At 67.4% G+C, this 21,515-nt stretch carries 18 protein-coding genes and 5 pseudogenes; 10 read left to right on the top strand and 13 right to left on the bottom strand.

Going from position 1 to position 21,515, the window contains the following annotated elements:
- Positions 1-12 precede the first annotated feature (12 nt).
- From ACFYZF_RS24530 to ACFYZF_RS24505, 6 genes are all read right to left on the bottom strand, one after another.
- Complete coding sequence (locus tag ACFYZF_RS24530) at positions 13-762, bottom strand: sugar isomerase domain-containing protein (protein ID WP_387024482.1); 750 nt, start codon at positions 760-762, stop codon at positions 13-15.
- Positions 755-1,945: a hypothetical protein gene (locus tag ACFYZF_RS24525; protein ID WP_387024480.1), complete on the bottom strand. Its 1,191-nt coding sequence runs from the start codon at positions 1,943-1,945 to the stop codon at positions 755-757. The genes ACFYZF_RS24530 and ACFYZF_RS24525 overlap by 8 nt, the downstream gene beginning before the upstream one ends.
- 47 nt (positions 1,946-1,992) lie before the next feature.
- Positions 1,993-2,928 (bottom strand): N-acetylglucosamine kinase, encoded by a 936-nt coding sequence (locus ACFYZF_RS24520; protein WP_387024478.1) that lies wholly within the window; start codon positions 2,926-2,928, stop codon positions 1,993-1,995.
- Positions 2,925-3,740: a carbohydrate ABC transporter permease gene (locus ACFYZF_RS24515; protein ID WP_387024476.1), complete on the bottom strand. Its 816-nt coding sequence runs from the start codon at positions 3,738-3,740 to the stop codon at positions 2,925-2,927. The genes ACFYZF_RS24520 and ACFYZF_RS24515 overlap by 4 nt, the downstream gene beginning before the upstream one ends.
- Positions 3,741-3,821: 81 nt before the next feature.
- On the bottom strand, positions 3,822-4,646 hold the full coding sequence (locus tag ACFYZF_RS24510) for a carbohydrate ABC transporter permease (RefSeq protein WP_387024475.1): 825 nt from the start codon (positions 4,644-4,646) through the stop codon (positions 3,822-3,824).
- A 104-nt stretch (positions 4,647-4,750) separates the two neighbouring features.
- A complete protein-coding gene (locus ACFYZF_RS24505; RefSeq protein WP_387024472.1) occupies positions 4,751-6,013 on the bottom strand; it encodes an ABC transporter substrate-binding protein in 1,263 nt (420 codons plus the stop codon).
- Positions 6,014-6,189: 176 nt separating this feature from the next.
- Between ACFYZF_RS24505 and ACFYZF_RS24500 the strand changes: the two genes are divergently transcribed.
- On the top strand, positions 6,190-6,963 hold the full coding sequence (locus tag ACFYZF_RS24500) for a GntR family transcriptional regulator (RefSeq protein ID WP_387024470.1): 774 nt from the start codon (positions 6,190-6,192) through the stop codon (positions 6,961-6,963).
- A gap of 20 nt (positions 6,964-6,983) precedes the next feature.
- On the opposite strand, the gene ACFYZF_RS24495 is transcribed toward ACFYZF_RS24500, so the two are convergent.
- A complete protein-coding gene (locus ACFYZF_RS24495) occupies positions 6,984-10,298 on the bottom strand; it encodes a beta-N-acetylglucosaminidase domain-containing protein (protein ID WP_387024468.1) in 3,315 nt (1,104 codons plus the stop codon).
- A gap of 933 nt (positions 10,299-11,231) precedes the next feature.
- Here ACFYZF_RS24495 and ACFYZF_RS24490 point away from each other — a divergent pair.
- The gene (locus ACFYZF_RS24490) at positions 11,232-11,774 is read left to right on the top strand and encodes a hypothetical protein (protein ID WP_387024466.1); all 543 of its coding nucleotides are present in this window, start codon (positions 11,232-11,234) and stop codon (positions 11,772-11,774) included.
- 191 nt (positions 11,775-11,965) lie between these two features.
- Here the strand turns inward: ACFYZF_RS24490 and ACFYZF_RS24485 are convergent, their stop codons facing one another.
- Positions 11,966-12,160 carry a helix-hairpin-helix domain-containing protein gene (locus ACFYZF_RS24485; RefSeq protein ID WP_387024464.1) on the bottom strand — a complete coding sequence of 65 codons (195 nt, stop codon included), beginning with the start codon at positions 12,158-12,160 and terminating at the stop codon, positions 11,966-11,968.
- Positions 12,161-12,281: 121 nt separating this feature from the next.
- On the opposite strand from ACFYZF_RS24485, the pseudogene ACFYZF_RS24480 reads away from it, so the two are divergent.
- Positions 12,282-12,365, top strand: a pseudogene (locus ACFYZF_RS24480) (DUF779 domain-containing protein); the annotation flags it as partial.
- Between the two features lie 16 nt (positions 12,366-12,381).
- Here the strand turns inward: ACFYZF_RS24480 and ACFYZF_RS24475 are convergent.
- Positions 12,382-12,645, bottom strand: a complete 264-nt coding sequence (locus ACFYZF_RS24475; protein WP_387024637.1) for a hypothetical protein — start codon at positions 12,643-12,645, stop codon at positions 12,382-12,384.
- Between the two features lie 173 nt (positions 12,646-12,818).
- Positions 12,819-13,214, bottom strand: coding sequence for a hypothetical protein (locus ACFYZF_RS24470; RefSeq protein WP_387024462.1), 396 nt, complete (start codon positions 13,212-13,214; stop codon positions 12,819-12,821).
- Positions 13,215-13,416: 202 nt separating this feature from the next.
- Between ACFYZF_RS24470 and ACFYZF_RS24465 the strand changes: the two are divergent.
- Positions 13,417-13,962: pseudogene (locus ACFYZF_RS24465) on the top strand (XRE family transcriptional regulator); the annotation flags it as partial.
- A 3-nt stretch (positions 13,963-13,965) separates the two neighbouring features.
- Here ACFYZF_RS24465 and ACFYZF_RS24460 read toward each other — a convergent pair.
- The gene (locus ACFYZF_RS24460) at positions 13,966-14,370 is read right to left on the bottom strand and encodes an NUDIX hydrolase (protein WP_387024460.1); all 405 of its coding nucleotides are present in this window, start codon (positions 14,368-14,370) and stop codon (positions 13,966-13,968) included.
- A gap of 682 nt (positions 14,371-15,052) precedes the next feature.
- Here ACFYZF_RS24460 and ACFYZF_RS24455 point away from each other — a divergent pair.
- Together ACFYZF_RS24455 and ACFYZF_RS24450 are read left to right on the top strand one after the other, a co-directional pair.
- Positions 15,053-15,274, top strand: coding sequence for a hypothetical protein (locus tag ACFYZF_RS24455; protein WP_387024458.1), 222 nt, complete (start codon positions 15,053-15,055; stop codon positions 15,272-15,274).
- A 68-nt stretch (positions 15,275-15,342) separates the two neighbouring features.
- Positions 15,343-15,799: pseudogene (locus tag ACFYZF_RS24450) on the top strand (tyrosine-type recombinase/integrase); the annotation flags it as partial.
- Between the two features lie 318 nt (positions 15,800-16,117).
- Here ACFYZF_RS24450 and ACFYZF_RS24445 read toward each other — a convergent pair.
- Positions 16,118-17,044, bottom strand: coding sequence for a helix-turn-helix transcriptional regulator (locus ACFYZF_RS24445; protein ID WP_387024456.1), 927 nt, complete (start codon positions 17,042-17,044; stop codon positions 16,118-16,120).
- Between the two features lie 104 nt (positions 17,045-17,148).
- On the opposite strand from ACFYZF_RS24445, the gene ACFYZF_RS24440 reads away from it, so the two are divergent.
- Positions 17,149-18,657 (top strand): MFS transporter, encoded by a 1,509-nt coding sequence (locus tag ACFYZF_RS24440; RefSeq protein ID WP_387024454.1) that lies wholly within the window; start codon positions 17,149-17,151, stop codon positions 18,655-18,657.
- A 348-nt stretch (positions 18,658-19,005) separates the two neighbouring features.
- Positions 19,006-19,182, top strand: a pseudogene (locus ACFYZF_RS24435) (site-specific integrase); the annotation flags it as partial.
- Between the two features lie 293 nt (positions 19,183-19,475).
- Here ACFYZF_RS24435 and ACFYZF_RS24430 read toward each other — a convergent pair.
- Positions 19,476-19,670 (bottom strand): hypothetical protein, encoded by a 195-nt coding sequence (locus ACFYZF_RS24430; RefSeq protein ID WP_387024452.1) that lies wholly within the window; start codon positions 19,668-19,670, stop codon positions 19,476-19,478.
- Positions 19,671-19,857: 187 nt separating this feature from the next.
- On the opposite strand from ACFYZF_RS24430, the pseudogene ACFYZF_RS24425 reads away from it, so the two are divergent.
- Both ACFYZF_RS24425 and ACFYZF_RS24420 read left to right on the top strand, forming a co-directional pair.
- Positions 19,858-20,127: pseudogene (locus tag ACFYZF_RS24425) on the top strand (hypothetical protein); the annotation flags it as partial.
- A gap of 464 nt (positions 20,128-20,591) precedes the next feature.
- Positions 20,592-21,515, top strand: a 924-nt coding sequence (locus ACFYZF_RS24420) for a PIN domain-containing protein (protein WP_387024450.1), incomplete at its 3' end; no start/stop codon positions are given.

The raw sequence follows: 21,515 nt of genomic DNA, 5'->3' as shown, positions 1-21,515 counted from the left end.
CCCTACGCGCAGTCAGGGTTCGATCGGGCGGATCCGACCGTGGTACCGCTCCAGAAGGTCGGCATTGCGCGCGTCGCCCGAGGCGAGATTCGCGGATATGTACACCGGCGGGTTGATGCCGCGCTCCAGCAGGCGGCGGCAGACCAGTTCGGTGAGGAGCTGCGCGATGAGCACCCCGGTGAACGACGAGATCGCCCCGATCCGAACCTCTGGGGTGATCTCCAGTGCCGCGTCCCCGGCCGGGGCATGGTTGTCGATCACCACATCAGCCAGGTCGGCGAGATGCGCTCCCTGGGTCGTACGTGCCCCGGCGGAGCGGGTGTGTGCGAGTGAGGTCACGGCGATGATCGGATGCGCCCGCGCACGGGCCAGCGCCGCCATCTCGGTTACCGCGGCGTTGATGCCGGAGTTGGAGACGATCAGGAAGACGTCCTGGGTGGCGGGCGCGGCGAGCTCGTAGATCCGCTCGGCCAGACCGGACTCGCGCTCGTACGTCGGGTCGAGGATCGGTCCCGGGTCGGCGCCGCCGAACATCACGAGGTCCTTGACCGCCAGCATGCTGACGGGGACGAGACCGCCGGCGCGCGCCGCGAGTTCGAGGGTGACGATCCGCGAATGGCCGGTCCCGAACGTCTGCAGGACACCACCGGCGGCGATCGCGTCGGCAACGAGCGTGGCCGCCGACTCGATCGCACCGAGTTGGGTGGCGAGGATCTGTTCGAGCGCGCTCCGGGCGATGTTGGCGTAGGCGGGTTCAGGCACTGTTCCTCCTGGAACGGTCACGGTCACGGTCGCGGGCGGCCTCGACGGCAGCCTCGACGGCGGCCTCGACGAGGATCTCGCCGCTGCCGGCGCTGACCGGGCTGGCATAGGTTTCGTAGCAAGGTGGTGTGTCGCGGGCGGGCAGATAGCCGAGGTAGCCGTTCGTGTAGCCGAGGACGACGACGTCGGAGACCTGGTCCCCCGCCCCGGAGCGGATCGCTTCGCCCAGTTCCAGGAACATCTCGCCGGGCACGCCGACGATCGTGACCCCGTCGAGGTGTACCGCCGCGACCTCGGCCACATACGGTTCGGTGCGTCGGCGGGCGGCCTGCTCCTCCGCGATCCGCAGCCCCTGTTGCAGGACCAGACGGATCCGGCCGTCTCCGACCTGCGGGGTCGGGCGGGCGGACGCGTCGAGCTCCGCCGGCTGTTTGGGCCGTAGTCGGACGTTGCGCGGGACCGGTGGCCGCACCGGTGCCGCCGGGTGGTGGCCGACATGTGGCGACGGCTGCACGCGGCCGGCTACCAGGGCGCCGAGCCGGTCCACTTCGGGCCGACCGGAGCCCTGGCGGGTGTGCCGGGTACTGATGTCGCCGGCAGCGCCGGTGGCGACGACCACCCATCTGTCGGGTGCGGACAATGCGCGGCGAATGCCGCCACTCAGGTCCGCGCTCACCTGGTTGTTGTCGGCGGGCAGGACGGTCGGGTGGACCGGGGAGATCACTATCAGGCCGACCACGTCGGTGCCCGCGGTGACCACGATGGTGTCGACGGGAATGTCCAACGCTGGCGGGTCCGCGAGGTTGCGGCGACCCGCCAGCCCGGAAACCAGGGTGCGGGTGGTGCCGAGCCTGGCTGCCCGCTCGGATGCCATGGCGTGGCGCGCGGCCGCGAGTGACGCGGCCACGAGCCGGTCGCCGACGGGCCGTGGCGTGGCCCCACCGCCGGGGAAACAACCCGCCTCGGGGCTCGCGTGCGTGTGCGTGGCGGCAACCCAGCAGGAGGAGACACCGATGCCCCGCATGGCGGTCCGGATCCGATCGACGACGTCGACATTCACGCAGATCAGGTCCGCGACCACCAGCGCGAACCGGTGGCCGTCGTCGGCGAAGGTCACCACGTGGACCTCGATCGGGTCGAGCACGCCCTGTACGCCCTGGGATCGGTCGATGTATCCGCCCATGGGTTCCCCGGGCACGACCGCGAAGCGGGCCGTCCCGTGTCCGACCCTCACGCGTCCCCGCCCGGGTTCTGGTCCGCCAGCAGGCGGGCGTAGGGTCCGGTACCGCGTAGCAGCGTGGGGCCGCCTTCGAGCGGCTCGGCCTTGGGGCTGACCAGCGACAGCCCCCTGGCGTCGAGTTCTGCGGACAGCGCCTGGTGGAGGACGTTCCCCCGGGCCAGTAGCCGTCCGCTGTACGACACCTGGCGTTCCGCTTCGCTGAGGCGGAGTCGGTTGGTCGCCGTCTCCGCCGCGTCAGCGAGATCAGCTGCGGCCGTGGCGCAGATGCGGCCCGCCACCGGGTCGGCCTGGGCTGCCGCGTCGAGGACGTCGAGAGCGAAGGCCGCCGTGCGGGGGATCAGGGCCGGGTCCCGGTAGTACCGCTGGAGCGCCGCCAGGTCGGTGCCCCCGAGCGCCGCGCCGAGACGGTCGGCCAGCGCGGTTTCCGGCCCGACCCGGTCGTACGACGCCGTCGCGGCGCGCATCCCGGCCAGCCCGATGGCGTACGCGCTGCCGCGGTCGCCGAGATGTGGACCCCACCCGTCGAGCCGGGCGTAGTTGCCGTCTGCGGCCACCGCCAGAACCGTTGTCCCGGTTCCGACGCACAGGACCACGCCGGCGCCGTCGAGGGCACCGGCGTGGGCGAGGAGGCTGTCCTCCACGACCGCGGCGGGACCGCCGAGGAGCCGGGTGATGGCGAGGGCGAGGCGTCGACGCTCGACCTGGTCACCCGGCACGCCGGTCAGACCGGCGAGCACACCTGTCACCTGGGTGGGCAGCGAGAGGGTGTCCGCAGCGCCGCGGACGGCATCCAGGATCCGGGCGACGCCGTCCTCGCCTGGCTGGTAGACGAAGCCGGGCCCGATCCCGAGCTGACGACCGGCTGGAGTGCTCAGCAACATCCTGAGCTGTGATTTCCCGCCGTCGATGGTGATGGTAGCTGTCATCGCGACATCCCCGCGGTCAGGCCGGCGACGATCTGCTTGGTCGCCAGTGCGAACACCACTGCCAGCGGGACCAGGGCGATCACGAGCCCGGCGAACAGGGTGCCGCGATCGGCGGCGAACTCACCGAAGAACCGGGTCAGCCCGACGGGGATGGTGTACTTGTCGCCGCTACGCATCAGGACCAGCGGATAGAAGAAGTCGTTCCAGGTCGGCGCGAACTGAAAGACCGTGACCACCGCGAGGGCCGGGCGCATCAGTGGCAGCACGATCGAGACGAACAGGCGTCCCTCGTGTGCTCCGTCGATCCTCGCGGCCTCCTCCAGTTCCCCGGGCAACCCCCGCATGAATCCCATGATCACGAAGACGGAGAACGGAATGCCGCCCGCCGCGTAGAGCAGCACCAGCCCGATCCGGCTGTCGATCAGGCCCAACGACTGGAACATGTAGAACACCGGCAGCAGGCCGAGCTTCGCGGGAATCATCAGGCCCGACAGGAAAAACGCCGCCAGCAGAGCGCGTCCCCGGAATCTCCACCTGGCCAGGGCGTAGGCGGCCAGCGCCGACACGCCGACACACAGCACCACCGAGGCACCCGTCACCGCCAGAGAGTTGATCAGGTACGTCGAGATCGACGCGGTCTCCCAGGCGCGGACGTAGTTGCTCACGTCGAACGAACTGGGCAACCCGACCGGCGCGCGAAGGATCTCCGCGTTGGAACGGAACGAACCGATCAGCACCAGCAGCAGCGGGCCGAAGGCGATGCCGGCGTACGCCCACAGAATGACCTGGATACCGATGCCGCGGGTGAGCACACGCCGGCGGGTACCGTCCGTGCGCGATGACCCGCTGGTGGTTTCCGACGTCGTACGAGGGGTGGTCATCAGGGCGTTCACCTACGTCACCTCCCGGCGGCGCAGCACCCGCTCCAGAACGACGGATATCCCGAAGATGAACACGAAGATGAGCATGGCCAACGCCGAGGACTCTCCGATCGCGTTGCTGCCGCCCTGGAAGGCGGTCCGGTAGTAGAGCAGGCCCAGCACGTCCATGGCGCCTCCGGGGCCGCCGTTGGATCCGCCCAGCGCGTAGACGAGGTCGAAGATGTTGAAGCACCCGATGAACGTCAGAACGGTGATCACCCCGACGGCCGGCATCAGGAGGGGGAACCGGACTTTCCAGAAGGTCCGGGCGGCTGATGCGCCGTCGATGGCGGCCGCCTCCTCCAACTCCCGTGGGACACCGGCCAGGGCCGCGCCGAAGATGAGCATGGGCCCACCGATCCACTGCCAGGCGTTGACCAGGATCAGCACCGGCAGCGCGATGTCCGGCTCACCGAGCCACGGGCGTGCCCATGAGTCCAGGCCGACACCTCTGAGCACGTGGTTGATCGGGCCGAAGGTGGGGCTCAGCAGGAGCGACCAGATATAGCCGACGATCAGCGGGCTGATCAGGTAGGGAAGCGAGAAGAGGGTCTGGAACAACCGCTTCCCCCATGGGTTCCGGTGCAGGAGCACGGCCAGGCCCAGCCCGACGGTGTTCTGGATCGCCATGGTGCCGACGAAGAAGAGCACGTTGTGCCCCAGCGCGGCGGCGATCTCGTCGCTCAACGGGTAGCGGGTGAAGACCTCCCGGTAGTTGCCGATCCCGACGAAGTCCGCCTGGCGGGTGCCCTCCCAGCGGAACAGCCCGTAGTAGAAGGCGGTGACCAGGGGTACCACGACGAAGAGGCCGTAGATAGCGAACGCCGGTAGGCAGAATGCCGCGATCCACCCCGGTGAGGTCCGTCCTGCCTGGCGGCGACGCCGCCGGGCAGGACGGACATTCAGTTCTTGGGCCTGAACCACTGATCGACCCCTCGCTGGACGTGTCCGGCCGCGTCAGCGGCGTCACGTCGCCCGAGCAGATAGTCGGAGAAGGCCGCCGAGGCGAGGTCCCAGGCCGTGGGTGACCCACCGGAGAAGTACGCGTAGGTGACGTACGGGCTCGGGTTCTCCTGGTACGCCTGCAGGGCCTGGGCCAGGAGCTTGTCCTGGGGCTGGACCTTGGGTACCGCGGAGATCTGACGCAACTCGTTGGAGTACGCCCGGCCGAACTCCTCCGACGCCATCCACCGCACCAGGTCCAGCGCGGCCTTCTGCTTGGGGGACTTCGCCGAGACCCCGAACGAACCGTCGACGTAGCCGGGAACGAGCGTCTTGTCGACCGCCGCGCCGGGCGCGGGCGGCACGTTGAAGATGCCCATCTTCAGGTCGGGGTTGGCCTTCTCGAACACGCCGAGTTCCCAGATCCCGCCCGGGAACATCGCGGCGCGGCCGGAGGTGAAGAGCGCCTGCGCGTCGGCGTAGCTCACCCCGGACGACTGCGGTGGCCAGTACTTGTTGGTGCCCTTCCAGGTCTCGAGCGACTTCACCCAGGGACCGTCGGTGAACTTCGCCCCGCCGGTGGTCATCTTGTTCAGGTAGTCGGTGCCGCCGTACGTCGTGGCCCCGAAGATCTCGTGCTGGATCGGCAGCATCCAGGTGTCGGTGACCGTGCTCGCCAGCGGGATAATCTTGGCGCCCTTGAGCTTCTCGAACGCCGCGATCATGTCCGCCCAGGTAGTGGGGGCCTTGATGCCGTTGTCGGCGAAGAGCTTCTCGTTGTAGATCACGTGCAGGGTCTGGAGTGCGAACGGCACTCCGTAGACCTTTCCGTCGCTTTCGCCCCGGGCACCGTCGAGGACCGGCTTCGAGAAGCCTTCCAACTCCTTGATCTGATCATCGAGGGGCACCAGACCGGTGGCGGCGACCAGCGGCTGAAGCAGGCCGTAGGAACGGAGTTGTGCCACGTCCGGGCCGTTGGCGTCGGTGAGCCCCGTCTTGAGGATTGTGTCGTATTCGGTGTTCTTGTAGGGGACGTACTCCACGGTGACACCGGGGTTGGCGTCCTCGTAGATCTGGAAGATCTTGTTGTACGCCGCGACATCCTCCTGCCGCCATCCCCAGACCTTCAGGTTGACGGCGTCACCGCCGCCGCCGCCGTCGTCACCGCTGCCTGGCGCACACGCGGCGAGGGTGACGGTGAGCATCGCAGCCGCTCCCAACACGCCGTACTTCCTGGGCATCCATATCTCCGATCGTTGTTATGGCCACCCCACCCGACCGGCGGAGAGCTCGACTGTAATACTGGTATAGACCGCTGGTCAACGGGTAAGCCGACCTCACCGAGGAGCGCGGAGCTGCCCGTACGATGGCGTCAATCGAGCAGGAAGGAGACAAACTCGTGCCAAGGACCCGACATGAGCCGAGCGACGGAGCGCTTGAGTCGTTACTTGCGGAGCAGAGCCGCGGCAAGGGCAAACACATCACCGATGTGCTCACCTCCTTGGTCCTGAACTCACGAGATGGTTCCCTGCTCCCCTCCGAACGGGTGCTCGCCGAGCGGTTCGGAGTGGCCCGGATGACCGTCCGGGGCGCCATCGACGCGCTGGAGACGAAGGGAATGGTCCGGCGGATCCCTGGACGCGGCACCTTCGTGCAGCATCCGACCCTGACCCATTCGGAGATATTCCGCTCGTTCAGCGAGGACATGCGGATGCGCGGTATGACGCCGGGCGCCAAGAGCTATCGCGCCCGCACCCGCCCGGCCACCCGCACCGTCGCCACCAACCTCGACATCGCTCCGGGCGAGCCGACCCACTACATCGAGCGGATCCGTACCGCCGACGGGATCCCGATGGCGCTGGAACGGACCAACCTCGCCACGGCGCGGTTCCCCACCCTGCTCGACGTGTTGGGGCGCGACGACTCGCTCTACGACATCCTGGGTCGCGCATTCGGTGTGCGACTCGAATCGGCACGGCAGACCGTGACCATCGCGCGGCTGACCGCCGCCGAGGCGAAGCGACTCGAAGTCGCCGAGGACGACCCGGCATTCCTGATCGAGCGCATCTCCGTCGACAACATGGGCAAGGTCGTGGAGTTCGGGCGGTCGCTCTACCGAGGGGATCGCTACGCCATCCGGATGCGCGTCAGCCCACCGCCGCAGGGCGGCTGACGCGCATCCGGAGGATCTGGCTACCCGATCCCGGCGAAGTAGTGCTCCTGGATCTCGGTCGCCGTCAGCGCCCGGTCATAGATCGCCGCCTCGTCGAGGTCGCCCTGCAGCCGCTGGGACGTGTCGTCTCCGCGGCCACCGAGCTTGATGCTGGCCGTGCCGCTGCCCGGGGCCACCGTCGTCGCGACACTGCTGTCCGCGACGCCGTCGAGGTACACGGTCAGCCGCGATCCGTCGAACACGGCGGCGACATGGTGCCACTTGTTCGGCGTCAGCTGGGTGCGGCCGGTGACGACGCCGTGTCCCTTTCCGGGAGCGCCGAGCGACCACGCCTGCAGGACGCCGTTGCTCGCCCTCAACGCGTACCCGCTGACCGCCGGCCCGGTGTAGCTCTCGATGATCGCCTGCCCCGGCGCCGGAACGATCGTGTCGAGCTTGACCCACGCTTCCAACGTGAACGGTCCGGCCAGGTTGGTACGCGGGGCGCGCGGCGCCTCGATGTAGCCGTTCGAGAGGTCGGCCGCGCCGTTGCCGGCAAGCACACCCTCGACACCCGGCTCAGCGACCTGGTAGGTGCCGTTCTGCCCGCTGGTGGAGCTGTCGACGGCGGTCCTGGAACCGGCCGCGTCGCCCAACCGCCAGTAACCGGACGGGTTGGCCCCGGTCACGAAATCCGGATAGCTGCCCTCCCCCACGATGATCGTCAGCGACAGGTTCACCGGCGCGACACCGTCCTTGTGGAACGTCACCCTCACCTGGTGCCGGCCCGGGGCAGTGCCGGCGGGGACGGTAACGGCGACCGGCACGCTCGCGACGATGGTCCGACCATCCGGTCGCGCCTGGAGAACCTGCGTCGCCGGGGTGATGGTCCAGCCGTCCGGGCCGCTGGCGGCGACACTTGCCTTCACCCGGCCCTCGTCGAACACCTCGAAGGCCACCTGGAACCGCTTGGTCGCCCCGGGTGCGATGAGCGAGCCCGACGGTTCGACCGAGACTCGACCGCGCAGCACGTCGGAGTAGTGCGGGACGATCTCGTAGACGCGCGGCGCGACGCTGCCCGGAGTCCACTGGATCCGTACCGCGCTGGCCGCGAGGTCCGCGGCCCGCACCTTGGTGAATCCCTCAGCGAGTTGCCCGAGGTCCACCCAGGTGCCGTCGACCAGTGCCTGGATCATGCCGTCCGCGGGAGCGGCCGCGTCCTGTACCACCGTCACCGCCGACAGCTTGTGCGGCTTGGTGATCGGGACCGTGATCGCGTCCCCCGCCTGCGGTGCGCCGGCGGCGACGTAGGCCGTGTCGTCGCGCCGGTCGGTCAGATTGCCCAACGGGGAACCCGGTGCGGCAGCCGGTGCGCCGGTGGGGGCCCCGAGGTCCCCGTACCAGCGGTCACCGATGTAGCCGTCACTCTGGGACGCCGCGAAGCTCAGCAGCTCGTCGACCGGCCCGGGGCTGATCTGGTGCCAGGTGCGGTCGAGGACGAGACGGGCGCTCGACTGGTCCCGTCGGGCCACCCAGGCGGCTTCGCTGGAGCCCGCGTCCTGGGCGCGGAGAATACGCAGGGCTGCCCGACCTGCCTGACCGGTCACGCCGACGCGGTCCAGCCAGGGCGCGATCTGCTTGAGCAGAACCGGGTTGTCGAGCTTTGCCCGTAGCGCGGCGGGGAGTTCCTCGAGGCGGCGCAGCTCACGGTCGACCCGGGCGAGCTGGGCGTTCACGGGTCGGCCGGCCCGGTAGTCAGCGATGAGCCGGGTGATGAGCGCCGCGAACTCCGGCCGGGTGGTGGCGTCCAGGACGCTGGCCCGGTTGTTCTCGGCGAAGAGCCTCAGCTCCTCGTACGCGTCACCGCCGAGAATCTGCAGGGTGTGCGTCCATGAGCGTTCCGCGTCGTAGGCCACCGGGTTCCAGGCGTAGTCGGCCTGGGTGCCGAGGGCGATCTGCGAGGCGTCCTGGAAACCGACGAGCTCGTTGAACGAGATGCCGATCGTCTTGTCCGCCATGCCGGCGTCGCGGTTCGTCAACGGGCCCAGCAGCAGCCGGTTGGTGCTGTAGTCGTTGACCGGGTAGTTGTCCCAGAGCATGATCCGGTGCCGCGACCACACCGCCTGGGCAGCCTGGAGGTCCGCCTCGGTGATGCTCGGCGAGACCACTGCCGGCCCCGTCCAGTAGAGGTCGACCTCGGTGCTCAGCAGCTCGTCGAAGCGGTCCGTGTACGGGGTCTTCGTCATGCCCCAGTACTCCGTCGGCACGGCCACCATGCGGCTGGCGCCGGGGTGCTTCTCGATGAACTCCTTCTGCATGAAGTTGGTGACCTCGGCCTGCGCGATCGCGAGCGGTGACCGGTCGCCACGGTAGGCGTCCCGGTCCTCCTGGCACGCGAAGTTGCCCGACACGTCGTCCCAGGCGATGACGTAGCTTCGGACGCCGATCTCCCACATCTGCTCGAAGCGTGCCAGCAGCTTGGCCCGATCGGTTTCGCGCACGTGACAGATCCCCTTGCTGGGCGCCATCGGCGCCTCCGGCGAGATCCGGTACACGAAGTCGACATGGCGCGCCTTCGCCAGGTCGACGATCTCCTTCATCCGGGCCAGTTCCGCCGCCTCGTACAACGAGCTCCAGTTCGAACCGGTGCGCAGGTCGTCCGCCGGTCCGTAGAAGTACTGGTTCATCTTGTGCCGCGCCAGGAACTCGATCTGCGAGCGCCGGTCCTCCTGCGACCAGACCGGTCCGTAGAAGGACTCCATACCGCCACGGACCTGGTACCCCGGCCAGTCGCGGACCTGCACGCCGTCGACGGTTACCCGGGAGCCCTTCTTTACGAGCAGCTGGCGCAGCGACTGGACCGCGTAGAAGGTGCCCGTGCCGTCCACACCGGAGAGCACGATCCGCGACCGACCACGGTTGTCGTGACCAGCCGCCAACACGTACCCCTGAGCGGGCAGCGACTCCGGACCCACGACGTTGAGGGCGCGTAGCGCATCGGTGCTAGCCGGCGTCTCGCGCGGCCCGCCCAGGATGATCATCGGTGCGCGTGCCGCCAGGTCGCTCTGGCGCACGATCCGGGCGGTGACGCCGTGCGCGGAGAGCAACTCCACGAGCGATGTCTGCGCTGCCGGGTCGGCGGCCTCGCCCGCGACAACATCGATGTTGTCGGGTAGCGCCACGTGGCCCGGGCGCGAATCGATCTGCTGCGGCACCGGAAGGATCCGAGCCGCCTGGCTGGGAGCTCGTCGCTCGGCACCGGCAGGCAGGGGGGTCAGCAAGCCTACGGAAAGCGTGACCGATGCGGCTATTGCGACAGCGCGGCGACAACCGCGAGATGAGCGTAGAAGGAACACGCGACCTCCACTTTGTTGGGTCAGGGTCGGTAGCTGTTGCCGGTGCGCGCCGGCTCGGAGCGCGGTGGTGTGCATGTAGGGGCTGGCCGGCACAAGGTCCGCCGGCCCGTCGGGTCAGTCGGGGAGCCGATCGGGCCGTCGGGCCGGAGCCGGTTCGGGTTTTGTGGATTGGTCTATGCCAGTAACGAGAATCCATGCTGCCCCTGGTTACGTCAAGACCTCACCGGTCACGTTGGGGCTGTCGAGGCCGAACCCGGACCCGGCGGGTACCCCGAAGATCACCCGATTTCCGCTGATCACAAGCATCATGTGGGGCTAGCCGCCGGGTTGTTCATACTGGTCTAGCCCTGATGGCACCTGCCTGGCAAAGCGAGACCAGGATCGCCGCCGCCGGTTGTCGCCGGCATCGGGGCACACCCTTCACCGCGCGCTGCCGCTCCACGACGATCCGTCGGCCGGCGACCGACCCGGCACCGCGACGCCCAGCGACCTCTTCGCGCCCGGCGCCGGCGGCCTACCATCAGGTAACAGCAGGTCACCGCACCACCACAGACTGTCATGACTCACGGTAATCCGCAGGTGCGGATGGTGCGACGAGAAGATCGCGCTTCAGTGCAGCGACGGGCGCGCGCCCAGGCGGCGGCGCGTGCGGCCTGTTCAGGGCCGCCTTGATAGAGGTGCAGAAAGTCCTCCCACATTGACGCCGGCACCGGTTTCCTCCGTCGACTGATGTGCGACAGTCGTCCGCCAACTGATCGGCGACACCTCAGCGTGTTGATCGCGGCAGACGAGGACGTAGCGCACTCATTGCAACGACTCATGACGGCCCAGGCCGAACTGCATAACCTCGCCAGGCAGACGAGGACACTGATCGTTATCGGCCTGCGGCCGGACCGAGATCCTAGATTGACGCGGTACTACGACGGTCGGAGCGTGGCTGTTCAGATGCTGACGAGGACGCGGCGGATCGTCGCTTCGATGGCCGCCGTCCTGCTCTTACTGGCCGGGTTGACCTCCTGCACCCCCGAGATCAAAGGCATCACCGGCCTAACCATGGACGCCGACGGCCAGCCGCTCGCGGCTCTGGCCTGGTGCGCGGACCGGCCGCCAGACGTTGTGTTGTTCCTTGCTGAAGAAGGCTCGTCTTCGCCTGACCCGTCCGACGTGCCGACGCCGTCCACGAACTGGCACTGGCCGGAACGACGGCATGCCGTGCCGCGTGACGCGACCTCGCCGACCACCGTGCGCCTGGTGGGCTTCCCGCCTGGAGATGCCACTGACCCGCACGCGGCTTTTCGACTGTTTGGAGTCGCCAGCAACAAGAGCTTCGCCTCCCGTTCAGTGACCTTCCGGCTCGCCGAACTGGCCGGCCTGCGGCCCGGATCGGTCCTGATTACCGACATCGTGGACAACGACGAGGTGCAGAGAAACATCCCTCTCGACGAGTTTGCGCGTCTGGGAAGGGACGCATGCTGAGCGGCTGCCCAACCTGCACGCCCACTCATCGGCATAGTCGGACGTTTCGTTGGCGGCTACGTCACCCGCCCCCAGATCGCCGGACAATGTCGCACATCACCTGGCGAAGTTGTGTCGCATATCAACTATCGCATCACAGGCCGGCAGCCGGCCGCCGAGTTGCTTGGCGCGCTGCGACGGGGGAGGAACCACTATCCCAGAGTCAGGTTGCACTGCTCCAACGCACTCTGGATGATCCCGAGCGCTTTCGGCCCCACGCCATGCAGCTTGGCCAACTCGGCGCGCGGCACCCCCGCAAGGTCACGCAGCGTCGAATAGCCGGCATTGTTCAGAACCCGCGTCGCTGGCGCACCGATCTTCGGCAGGGTGTCGAGGGCGGAATTCACGCCTCTGATCTTAAGCGGATAGATGTTGCTAGGCGAACGTGCCAGTTACGGCGGCATCGATGGTCAGTGCGGTAAGGATGCTCTCCACCCACAACTGCGCCCGCTGCACCCGAGTGGATGTGTGCCCGGCCGGGGCAGCGGCTTCTCCCTGGAGGCGCCGGAGGGCGTCCGCTTCCTGATCCGCTCCCGGGTTGAGCAGGTCGACCGGGTGGGGGTGATCCTCAACGTAGGGCAGGGCCGGCGACCGCCGCCACAAACAGGAGGGTCGGTGACGCGGCGGCGGTGCCGAGGAGCACCGGCGCAGTGTTGGCGCCGAGGATCAGCATGTCTTCAAACGGTGAGTTGTCGTACCGCACCCTGAGTGTCGATTGTCGGCCCAGGATGACGAAGTAGGCGATGATCACCAGGGCGTGCCAGCCGAGCATGACCGTGAACGCCGCGCCGATGTCCGGCCCGTCGCCGTCGCCACGCTCTGCTCGTGGCACCCGATCCCGTTCCCGATCCGCTGGTGACGTCGCCATCGCCCACGGTATCCACCGCGCTGGTGCGGGTTCAAAGCGCTTCGAAGCGCTGGCCGAGCCCGTTCCTTACGGTGGCCCGAAGCACCACAGCCCCGGCCTCCCTGGTGGAGGTCGGGGCCGCTTCGTGCTGTTCGGGGCTACCAGGGACCGTCGCCGAACTTCGCCCCGCACGCGGTCGCGAGGGCGATCCGCGCCCGGTCGAGCACGAGGTTCGCCTCGGTGCTCTTCTTGCTCTCCAGGTCGTTGACCGCGTTGACCAGGTCGATGCCAGCCTTCTTGATGTCCGGATCGGCGGCCCCGGCGGCGAGCGCGCCAGCGTCTCGGTGCGCGATGGGGTGGGCCTTGGCGGGGGTGGCGGAGAGGGCGTGGCAGCCTCGCCGGTCGTCGGGGCCGGTCGTAGCCGGCGCCGCCGTGGCGGGCGCGGGGGCGCTGGCAGATGGCGGGGCAGCTGCGGGCTCGCTGTCGCTGGAGCAGCCGGCCAGCGCGGCGGCCAGGGCGACGAGGACGGCGGTGGCGGGGAGGGCGCGGATCATCGGGGCACCCTAGCGGCGGTGCCCGCCCGGGAGTGTCCGGGAGACGACAGCGGCCCGGCCTGCGAGAGCACCGCCGACACGGAAAGGGATCCCGTTTCCCTCGGTGAGGGGGACGGGTCCGCTTCGACAATGCGGCAACTGCTCACCGTTGTTTGGCTGGTGGGCCCCCGTAGCTCGCCCCGTTGAACGTCGCCCCGCCACCGGCCTCGACCCCGCCCGCGCCGCCGGTCAGACCGCCCGCCGCGCCGAGGTGTCCGTCCTGGCCGCCGAAGCCCACGTCATGGAAGCCCACGCCCTGGCCAAAGCCAACGACGAACGGGCCTGCGCCGCCGCCCTGCACTAGGCCGAACAAGCCCTCGACCGGGCCGACCGCAGCGCCGACCCGCAATGGCTCAGCTACGTCGACGAGGCATACCTGTCGGCCAAGTTCGGCCACTGCTTCCACGCCCTCGGCCGCAACACCCACGCCGAACGCTTCGCCGCCCGATCCCTACGCATGGACAACCGCTACGTACGCGGCAGAACCTTCAACCTCGCCCTACTCGCCAGCGTCCACGCCCAACAGGGAGAACCCGACCGGACCTGCACCATCGGCACAGAAGCCCTGACCCTGACCACCCGACTACGCTCCGCCAGAGCCGTCCGCTACCTCCGCGACCTGCAAACCCAACTCGCCCCACACCGGCGACTACCCGCCGTCCGGCACTTCACCGGCCGCATCGACGCCGCCCTCGGCCCACGACGCTGACCTCTACAACTCCCCGCGAGCCCTCCGCGCCACCAGCTTTAGCACGGCGATCACCGTGCCGGCACCGACAATCTCACCCCGGGACACCAGCCCGTACGCCTCGTCGAGCGGAATCCAGGCCACCTCCTCCGCCTCGTTCACGTCCACGGGTGTGCCGATGTGCTCGGCCTGCCGGGCGAGGAACAGCAGATTCTCGGCGTCCGCAGTGCCGACCCACGGTTGGAAGGACAGCAACGGCTCGACCCCCTGGGGCCGCCAGCCGGTCTCCTCCTCGACCTCCCGCACCGCACACTGCGCCGGCTGCTCGTCGCCGTCGACGTAGCCGCCCGGCAGCTGCCGGGTGTCGTCCACCACCCGCTCGCCGTGAACGGTCCACCGGGTCAACTCCGTCGCCTGCTTCTCCACCACCCCGCCAGTATCCGCGCCAACCCCCACCATGCGTCGCAGGCGACGCCTCTTGGGCGCACTGTTCGGGCTGTCGCCCAGACGAACACCCAACACCGACCCCCGTCGGGGGGATGCGGTCTGAAGCTGTCGGGCGCTGTCGACTGGTGCTGCTTCGCGTTGCTGAGCAGGCGCCGAACGCCGTCGGTTCAGGTTCATGGTCGACCTGTGTCGACGCTCGCGCTGCCTTCCTGCTGCTTCGCTGCCTGGCCCCTCGCTTGCAAAGTTCTGGGCGCTCCGTCCGGCACCGTCCGCGCACGTCTCTGACATCGGGCGTTGATCCCCCGCCGGCCGGCTTCGGCTCGCGCTGTTCGGCCCTGCTGCTGTCACCGTTGTTGTCGACAGCGACAGGGCTGACTGCTTCGGTGTGAAGAAACCACCGGCCGTCGGTGAGCTGCGCCAACAGCAGGGCTGAGCTGTCCGAATGGTCCACCGGAGTCCCTGGACGTCCAGCGCTGCCCGCGCCCGTCGTCACCCAGTTGGTCACCCAACCCATGCGTCAGACGTCGAAGCGGAACTCAGACCCGCACCTCGTCGCGGAAAACGGCCAGCAAAGGCGCTTGACTTGAGCTGCTCATACTGAGAGCAGCGGTAGGTCCACGTGCTGTCAATCGGACTGGTGGTCGCTCAATAGACGGAGGTCGGCATGCGTTGGCTCATGATCCTAATCCTGATCATCGCATTGGCGGTCGTTGCAGCGGTCTGGCTGTGGCGCCGCACCCGGAAAGCCCCACTCGATGTCGACGGCCGGGTTCGTAACCAGCAGGCATCGACTGAAGCCCGCAGACGACTTGACGAACACCGCAACCCGAGTGACGGCAGCTCCGGCAGCGGCGCTGGCGGGGTCGGCGGCGTCTGGGGCATGTAAGGCTCTTCACCAAACAGCCAACTCAGATGACGGCGGCGATACGACCAGGCTAACCCGGTAGAGGGGGCACCGTCGGCCGGCAACTGCAACGCGTCCGGGGAAAGCTGCTCCACCGCCACACCAAGGCCCAGGCGTCCGACGGCCACCCTCCCACTCCCCGACATCTGCGTGACCGCACTCAAGCTACGAAGCGAACAACGCGACGAGGCACGAGAAGCCGCCGGAAAGGCGTGGCAGAAATCCGACCTCGCATTCACCACCCGCTATGGTGGACCCATCGAACCGCGCAACTTCCAACACTCCTGGCAGACCCGGTGCGACAGGGCGGGAGTCACGCCGATCACCGTCCACGACGTCCGCCGCACCTGCGCCACCCTGCTCGCCGACCTCGACGTACACCCGAGAGTCGCCATGCAGATCCTCTGGCATGCCCGCTTCTCCGTGACGATGGAGATCTACACCCAGATCTCATCGAAGGCGCCCCGGGAAGCCCTCAAGCGCCTCGGCGACTCGCTGAGTCGCTGACGCCGTTGCTGTACTTCGCTGCTGTACGGCAGCAGAAGGGCCACCTCCCGTCTCCGGGAAGTGGCCTTTGACCTGCGTGGGCGATGCTGGTATCGGAACCAGCGACCTCTTCGGTGTGAACGAATGATCATGGAACCCTGAGCAGCCAGGGGCCGCACTTCACCTCGGCAGCTTCGGAATCAGATTGATCTCCGGCCGTTGAGGCTGCGTTCCCTGGCAGATGAGGGCGGCAGGGCCAGGTTCCTTTCGTCACCTCGCCGCCCTAGACCCTTGTTGACCGCTACGTCGGGCACGCCACGGGCACGCAGGCTCCGCCACCTAGTTGTTGCGGGGCAGGAGGTTGTTGGCGGATCGATCGCGACCAGCCACAGGCCCCTCGGGCGCCCTGACGCTCGGATCGTCTTCTCCGAAAGCGCGTTGGGTGAGGATCCGTAGTGCGTCTGCCGTGGAGGCATCGTTTGGGGTGTAGATCTCGAGGCGGTGATCGGGGCTGTCGGGCTGTAGCCAGACTTGGTAGGCGATGCTCGCCGCGCCGACCGTGGGGTGTTGGAGATGCATGTCACCGGTGGTGCAGTCGGCGACTTCACCGGTTGCCCACATGGAGCCGAACTGGTCGCTGCGCATGGTGAGTTCACCGATGAGGTTCGCCAGGCGCGCGTCGGTCGGGAACCGTCCGGCGGTGAGACGCAAGTAGGCGACGTGGACCCGGGCGAGCTCGTCCCAATTGCGGTGCAGCTCCCTGGTGAGAGCGTCGAGGAAGAACATCCGCGGGATCGAGGGACGACAGCCCGGATCACGAGGCGCCTCGAAGTCGACGTGCTCGGCGAGCAGCGCGTGTCCGGTGCGGTTCCAGGCGAGGACGTCGCCGCGTCGGCCCAGCACGATCGCTGGCGTCGCCTCGGCCAGTGATTCGAGCAGTGCGAGGACGCGCCGGTGGGGCTGCTCGACTGGTGGTTCGGCGAGGCCGGACCGGGAGGGCTGGCGGGCGAGATTGTGAAGGTGTACGACCTCCACGTCGTCCAGTTTCAGAACTCGTGCGAGGGCGTCGAGAACCTGTTCGGAGGCCGTCTCGGCCTGGCCCTGCTCCAGCCGTGTGTAGTAGCCAGCGCTGACCCCTGCCAAATGGGCGAGTTCCTCGCGGCGCAGCCCCGGAACTCGGCGGGCGCTCCCATAGGTTCGTAGCCCGATCTCGTCTGGGGTGACCCGGTCGCGGCGGCTCTTCAAGAATGCTCCGAGGCTTTCCATGACATCGAGACTAGGCGCTCATCGCGTGTGGCTGGGTGTACCTGCTGGGTGCACCCACACCAGGTGCCTGGATGCTCCCGGCTCTGCGCTGGAGCGTTGCCGGCATGACGCAACACACCTCACGCACGACCAACGTCCGAGCTTGGCTCGGGCTGCTGGTCGTCCTCGGCCCGGTGCTCTTGGTCTCGGTGGACGGGTCCATCTTGTTCCTCGCAATGCCACGAGTCAGTCAGTCTCTCAATCCCAGCGCTGACCAGGCACTGTGGGTCCTAGACGTCTACGGCTTCTCGGTCGGCTCCCTGCTTATCGCATTCGGAAACATCGGCGACCGCTACGGGCGACTCAAGCTGCTCATGATCGGCGCGAGCTTCTTCGGCATCGGTTCGGCCGCCGCCGCGTTCGCGCCCACACCGGCGCTACTCATCGCCGCCCGTGCTGTGATGGGGATCGCCGGCGCCACCTTGCTTCCGTCCGCCTTGGCGGTGCTCAGTGAGCTGTTCACCGACCCGAAGCGTCGAGCCCAGGCCATCGGCATCTTCGCTGCGGTCTTCGCCGCAGGATTCGCAATCGGACCGGTCATCGGTGGCGTGCTACTGGAACGCTTCTGGTGGGGATCGGTGTTCTTGATCAACCTTCCCTTAATCGCGCTGTTCCTGTGTTTCGCACCCATGTTGCTCAGCGAGGTACAAACCACCCGCCCCGGACGAGTCGATCCGATGAGTGTCGTGACCTCTGCGGTCGGTTTGCTGCTAGCGATCTATGGGCTCAAGCACGTTGCCGCCGAGGGCCTCTCCGTATCGGCGGCGCTCACCGGGCTCATGGGGGTCGCTGTGCTGGCATGGTTCGGCGTCCGTCAACGACACCTGGACCATCCACTCATCGACTTCTCTCTCTTCCGGGATCGAGTCTTCACCATCGCGGTGATCACCGGGCTTCTACCGCTGGCCGCGTGGTCAGCAGCCGCCTACCTGGCTGGCATCTACTTGCAGTCCGTCCTTGACATTCCGGTCCTGCAGGCTGCCTTGCTGGCGCTACCGGGAGCCGTTGTGCTCATCACGACTTGCATCGTCACCCCTGTGGTGGTCGATCGCGTCGGGAAACGCTCCGCGCTGCTTGTCTGCCACTTCTCCATCGCCACCGGGCTGCTCCTGCTCTTGCCCACCACCATCACTGGCGGGATCGGCTGGTACGTCGCTTCCACTGCGATCGCTGGCATCGGCTATGGCATCTCCTTCGCAGTCGTCGCTGACGCCGCCGTCGGCGCGGTCCCGTCCGAGCGAGCAGGCTCAGCAGGCGCGATCGCCGAGACCAGCAACGAGATCGGTAACGCCCTGGGCATTGCACTGCTCGGCTCTCTGGCAGCACTGCTGTTCCGGCTCCAAGGGCCCGACCTCGCGCCGACCCTGGACGAAACGCTTCAGCTCACCGGCCTGACAGACACGTTGATCACAGATGCCAAGTCAGCCTTTCTCACCGGCATGCACGTGGCTGCAACTGCAGCCAGCTTGTTGCACCTCGTGCTCGGCCTCATAGCACTCCGCTGGTTACCCCGTCCTGTCGGGGACGACATCCCGGCTGATGGCGAGCACGGCGAGGCGGTCGAGGCGCGATGACCCATGCCAATGCACCTTATCCATCGAAGGCCGACGCTGCCACATGCCAGCCCGAGCGGCCATCCCGTCTGCCGCCGACCCGCCCTCCGGGGAGCGGGCCGCCGCCTGGCCCGCCACGTCAAGCGGACCTTGCCGCACGTACGGACGCTACCGGAAGGACGCATTCCAGCGGCGGTCGGTGGCCGATAGCCATGCTTCCGCCCTCCGGCGTCAGCCGCCCTCTCAGGCGGTGCCAGGAGACAGCACGTACACCACCGACGGACACCGTGGCAGTTCGTCGCCCGTCCCTGCCACCAGCCTTGAGGAGAATCCGTGTCCACCCTGCCCACCCTGCACCGCCCCGGCGCGATCACCGTTCAAGACGCCCGCCGTACCTGCGCCACGCCCCTGGCCGACATCGACGTCCACCCGAAAGTCGCCAGGCGGGTGCTCCGACACGCCCGCTTCTCCGTGACCATGGAGATCTACACCCAGGTATCGACGAAGGCGATCAGAGACGCCCTCAAACGCCTCGGCGACTCGCTCCGCCGCCGACGCCGTTGCTGTATTTCTCTGCTGCACGACAGCAGAAAGGCCACCTCCCGTTTCCGGGAAGTGGCCTTTGACCTGCGTGGGCGATGCTGGTATCGAACCAGCGACCTCTTCGGTGTGAACAAGGTCAACATCCGGCCTAGACGTTGACGTTTGATTATCAACCCTGGTCCAGCTCTTGATGTCCGTTGGTCTGGCGAGGCGAGCGAGGCGGTCGGGGGCAAGATCATCTCCCCGTTTTCTCCCAAGCCTCGGGCATGCGCCGTTACCGCCCTGCGGACGCTGATCTACTGCTCGTCTGTCCGCTGGGTCGGCCGGTTCTCGGCGATCCACGCCACCACCGCATCCCGCGCCCAGATTCGCCCGGTCGCCAAGGTGTCCAGCGGTGCTGGAAATCCAGACCGCGCCACGATTTCCGACGCACGCTGCCGGCTGACACCACCCAACATCTGTTGGATTTCCGACATGCCTGCGAGCCGCATAACTCGACCGTACGGACCTGACGGCCAGCAGCTCCGTCAAGTTGACGGGGTTGACACCTGTAAGGTGACGCTATGCGCCATGCCGGTGGTGGAGGACTCGAACCCGCCGCCAGCACAGCGAACGCCCTGCCCTGTGGGTGACCTTCGAACCCGCCGGGCAGGGCATACCTCCGAGCAGAGGAGCCGTATGCCTGTCGAGCGGCACAGCCGCACATGGGCCAGACAGCAACCACAACCGCCTGAGCCTGGTGACGACCTCTGGATTGGCCGCGAGGCGTCGGTGCAGTTCGCGAGACAGCCGGCCTTCATGTTCCGAGTGATCTCGGTGTGCCCAAAACCCAACTACCCCGGCTGGATTTGGGTCACCGGCTACCAACTCGACGGCCAGGGCCACGCCGTCGCCAAGCGAGAGATCTACGTACGACTGGCCGGTCTCCAGCGCGTCCGTCGCCCTGACGGGTACCCGGGGTCGGACTCGGCTCTCGTGTCACGGCCCGGCGCCCGGCGGACACCGCCACAGCAGCGCCCTTGACCTGACCGGGACCAGCGACGCGGCCGGCTCCTGGACGACGGACCCGACCACGGCGGCTCCCACCCCCTTCCCAGATGCAGGGTTTGACCTGACCTGGACTTCGGTGGGAGCTGGCGCGGGGGGTCGCCTGCTCGGCAACTGCGGGCGCCGCCCCCATGCTTGGGGCTTGCCGGCTCTCCACTGCGCGTCATTCTCGGAGCCAAGCTCCTGCGCCGGCTGCGGTTGTCCATCGGTTGTCCTGGTACGCCGTGCGCCGGGGCGTGACCGGCCGGAGGCCGCACGCGCGCCCCGGCGCGGGCACGGCGGCGGGCCGTAGGCCCGCCCTTGACCAAGTAAAGAAAGTCTGAACACACTAGACTGTCGGTGGCAGAGGAATTCGGGAGGAAATCATGCCTGGCTTTAGTGAACCCTTCCAACACTGGCTGCCGCCGTCAGAGGATGAAACGCGGGAAGCAGTAACGAAAGGCACCGTTGTCCTAGACACCAACGTGTTGCTCGACGCCTACCGCTTCGCAGCCAAAACACGGGCAGAATTGTTCGAGGCATTAGAAAGATTGGGAGATCGCCTATGGCTACCACACCAAGTCGCCCTCGAATTTCACAGGAATCGAGTGGGAGTTATTGCAGAACATGACGCCTCCTATCAAGACGCCATCAAAGCCCTGTCCGAATTCCGAAGCCAAGTCACCACCCACCTAGCCGAAAAGCTTGAGAATCTGAGTAATCGCGTAGCCTTGCCGGACGGCGAATCAAACCGCTTGCAACAGGTGGCACTGCGAGGGCTAGACGAAGCAGTCAAGGAACTAGAAGAATTACGAAGTGAGCACGGTATTCCGGAAAATGCGGTCCATAGAGACCCCATTCTTGAGCGGTTTGAAGGACTCTTATCTTCTCGGACTGGCGAGCCCCTCTCTGATACGGCAGAGAAAGCAGCCAGGGATGAGGCAGCGCGGCGAATTAGATGCAAAGAGCCGCCGGGATACGGGGACCGCAAGAAGACCGACCCCCATGGCGATTACATCCTCTGGCGCCAGGCACTTAACGAAGTTGCGACCCGGAGGACGCCCCTTCTAATTGTAACTCGGGACGTGAAGGAAGACTGGTTCTGGCGAGTCGGTGGGAAGACCATAGGAGCACGCCCAGAGCTGGTTGACGAATGCAAGCGTGAAGCCGGCGTCGGATTGTCGATTATGGCAACGCGCACCTTCCTCTATCATGGAGGCTTTTCCATCGTGATGGTGCTGGTCACGGTGGGTGCGGGGAGCCCGTGTCGACATAGGACGAGGCTCCCGGTAAGACAGCAGTCGACCAAG

This window comes from Micromonospora sp. NPDC001898 (genome assembly GCF_042891255.1).
GTDB lineage: Bacteria > Actinomycetota > Actinomycetes > Mycobacteriales > Micromonosporaceae > Micromonospora.
The sequence above is the reverse complement of the archived record's forward strand: the minus strand, read 5'-3'. Positions and strand labels throughout refer to the sequence as shown.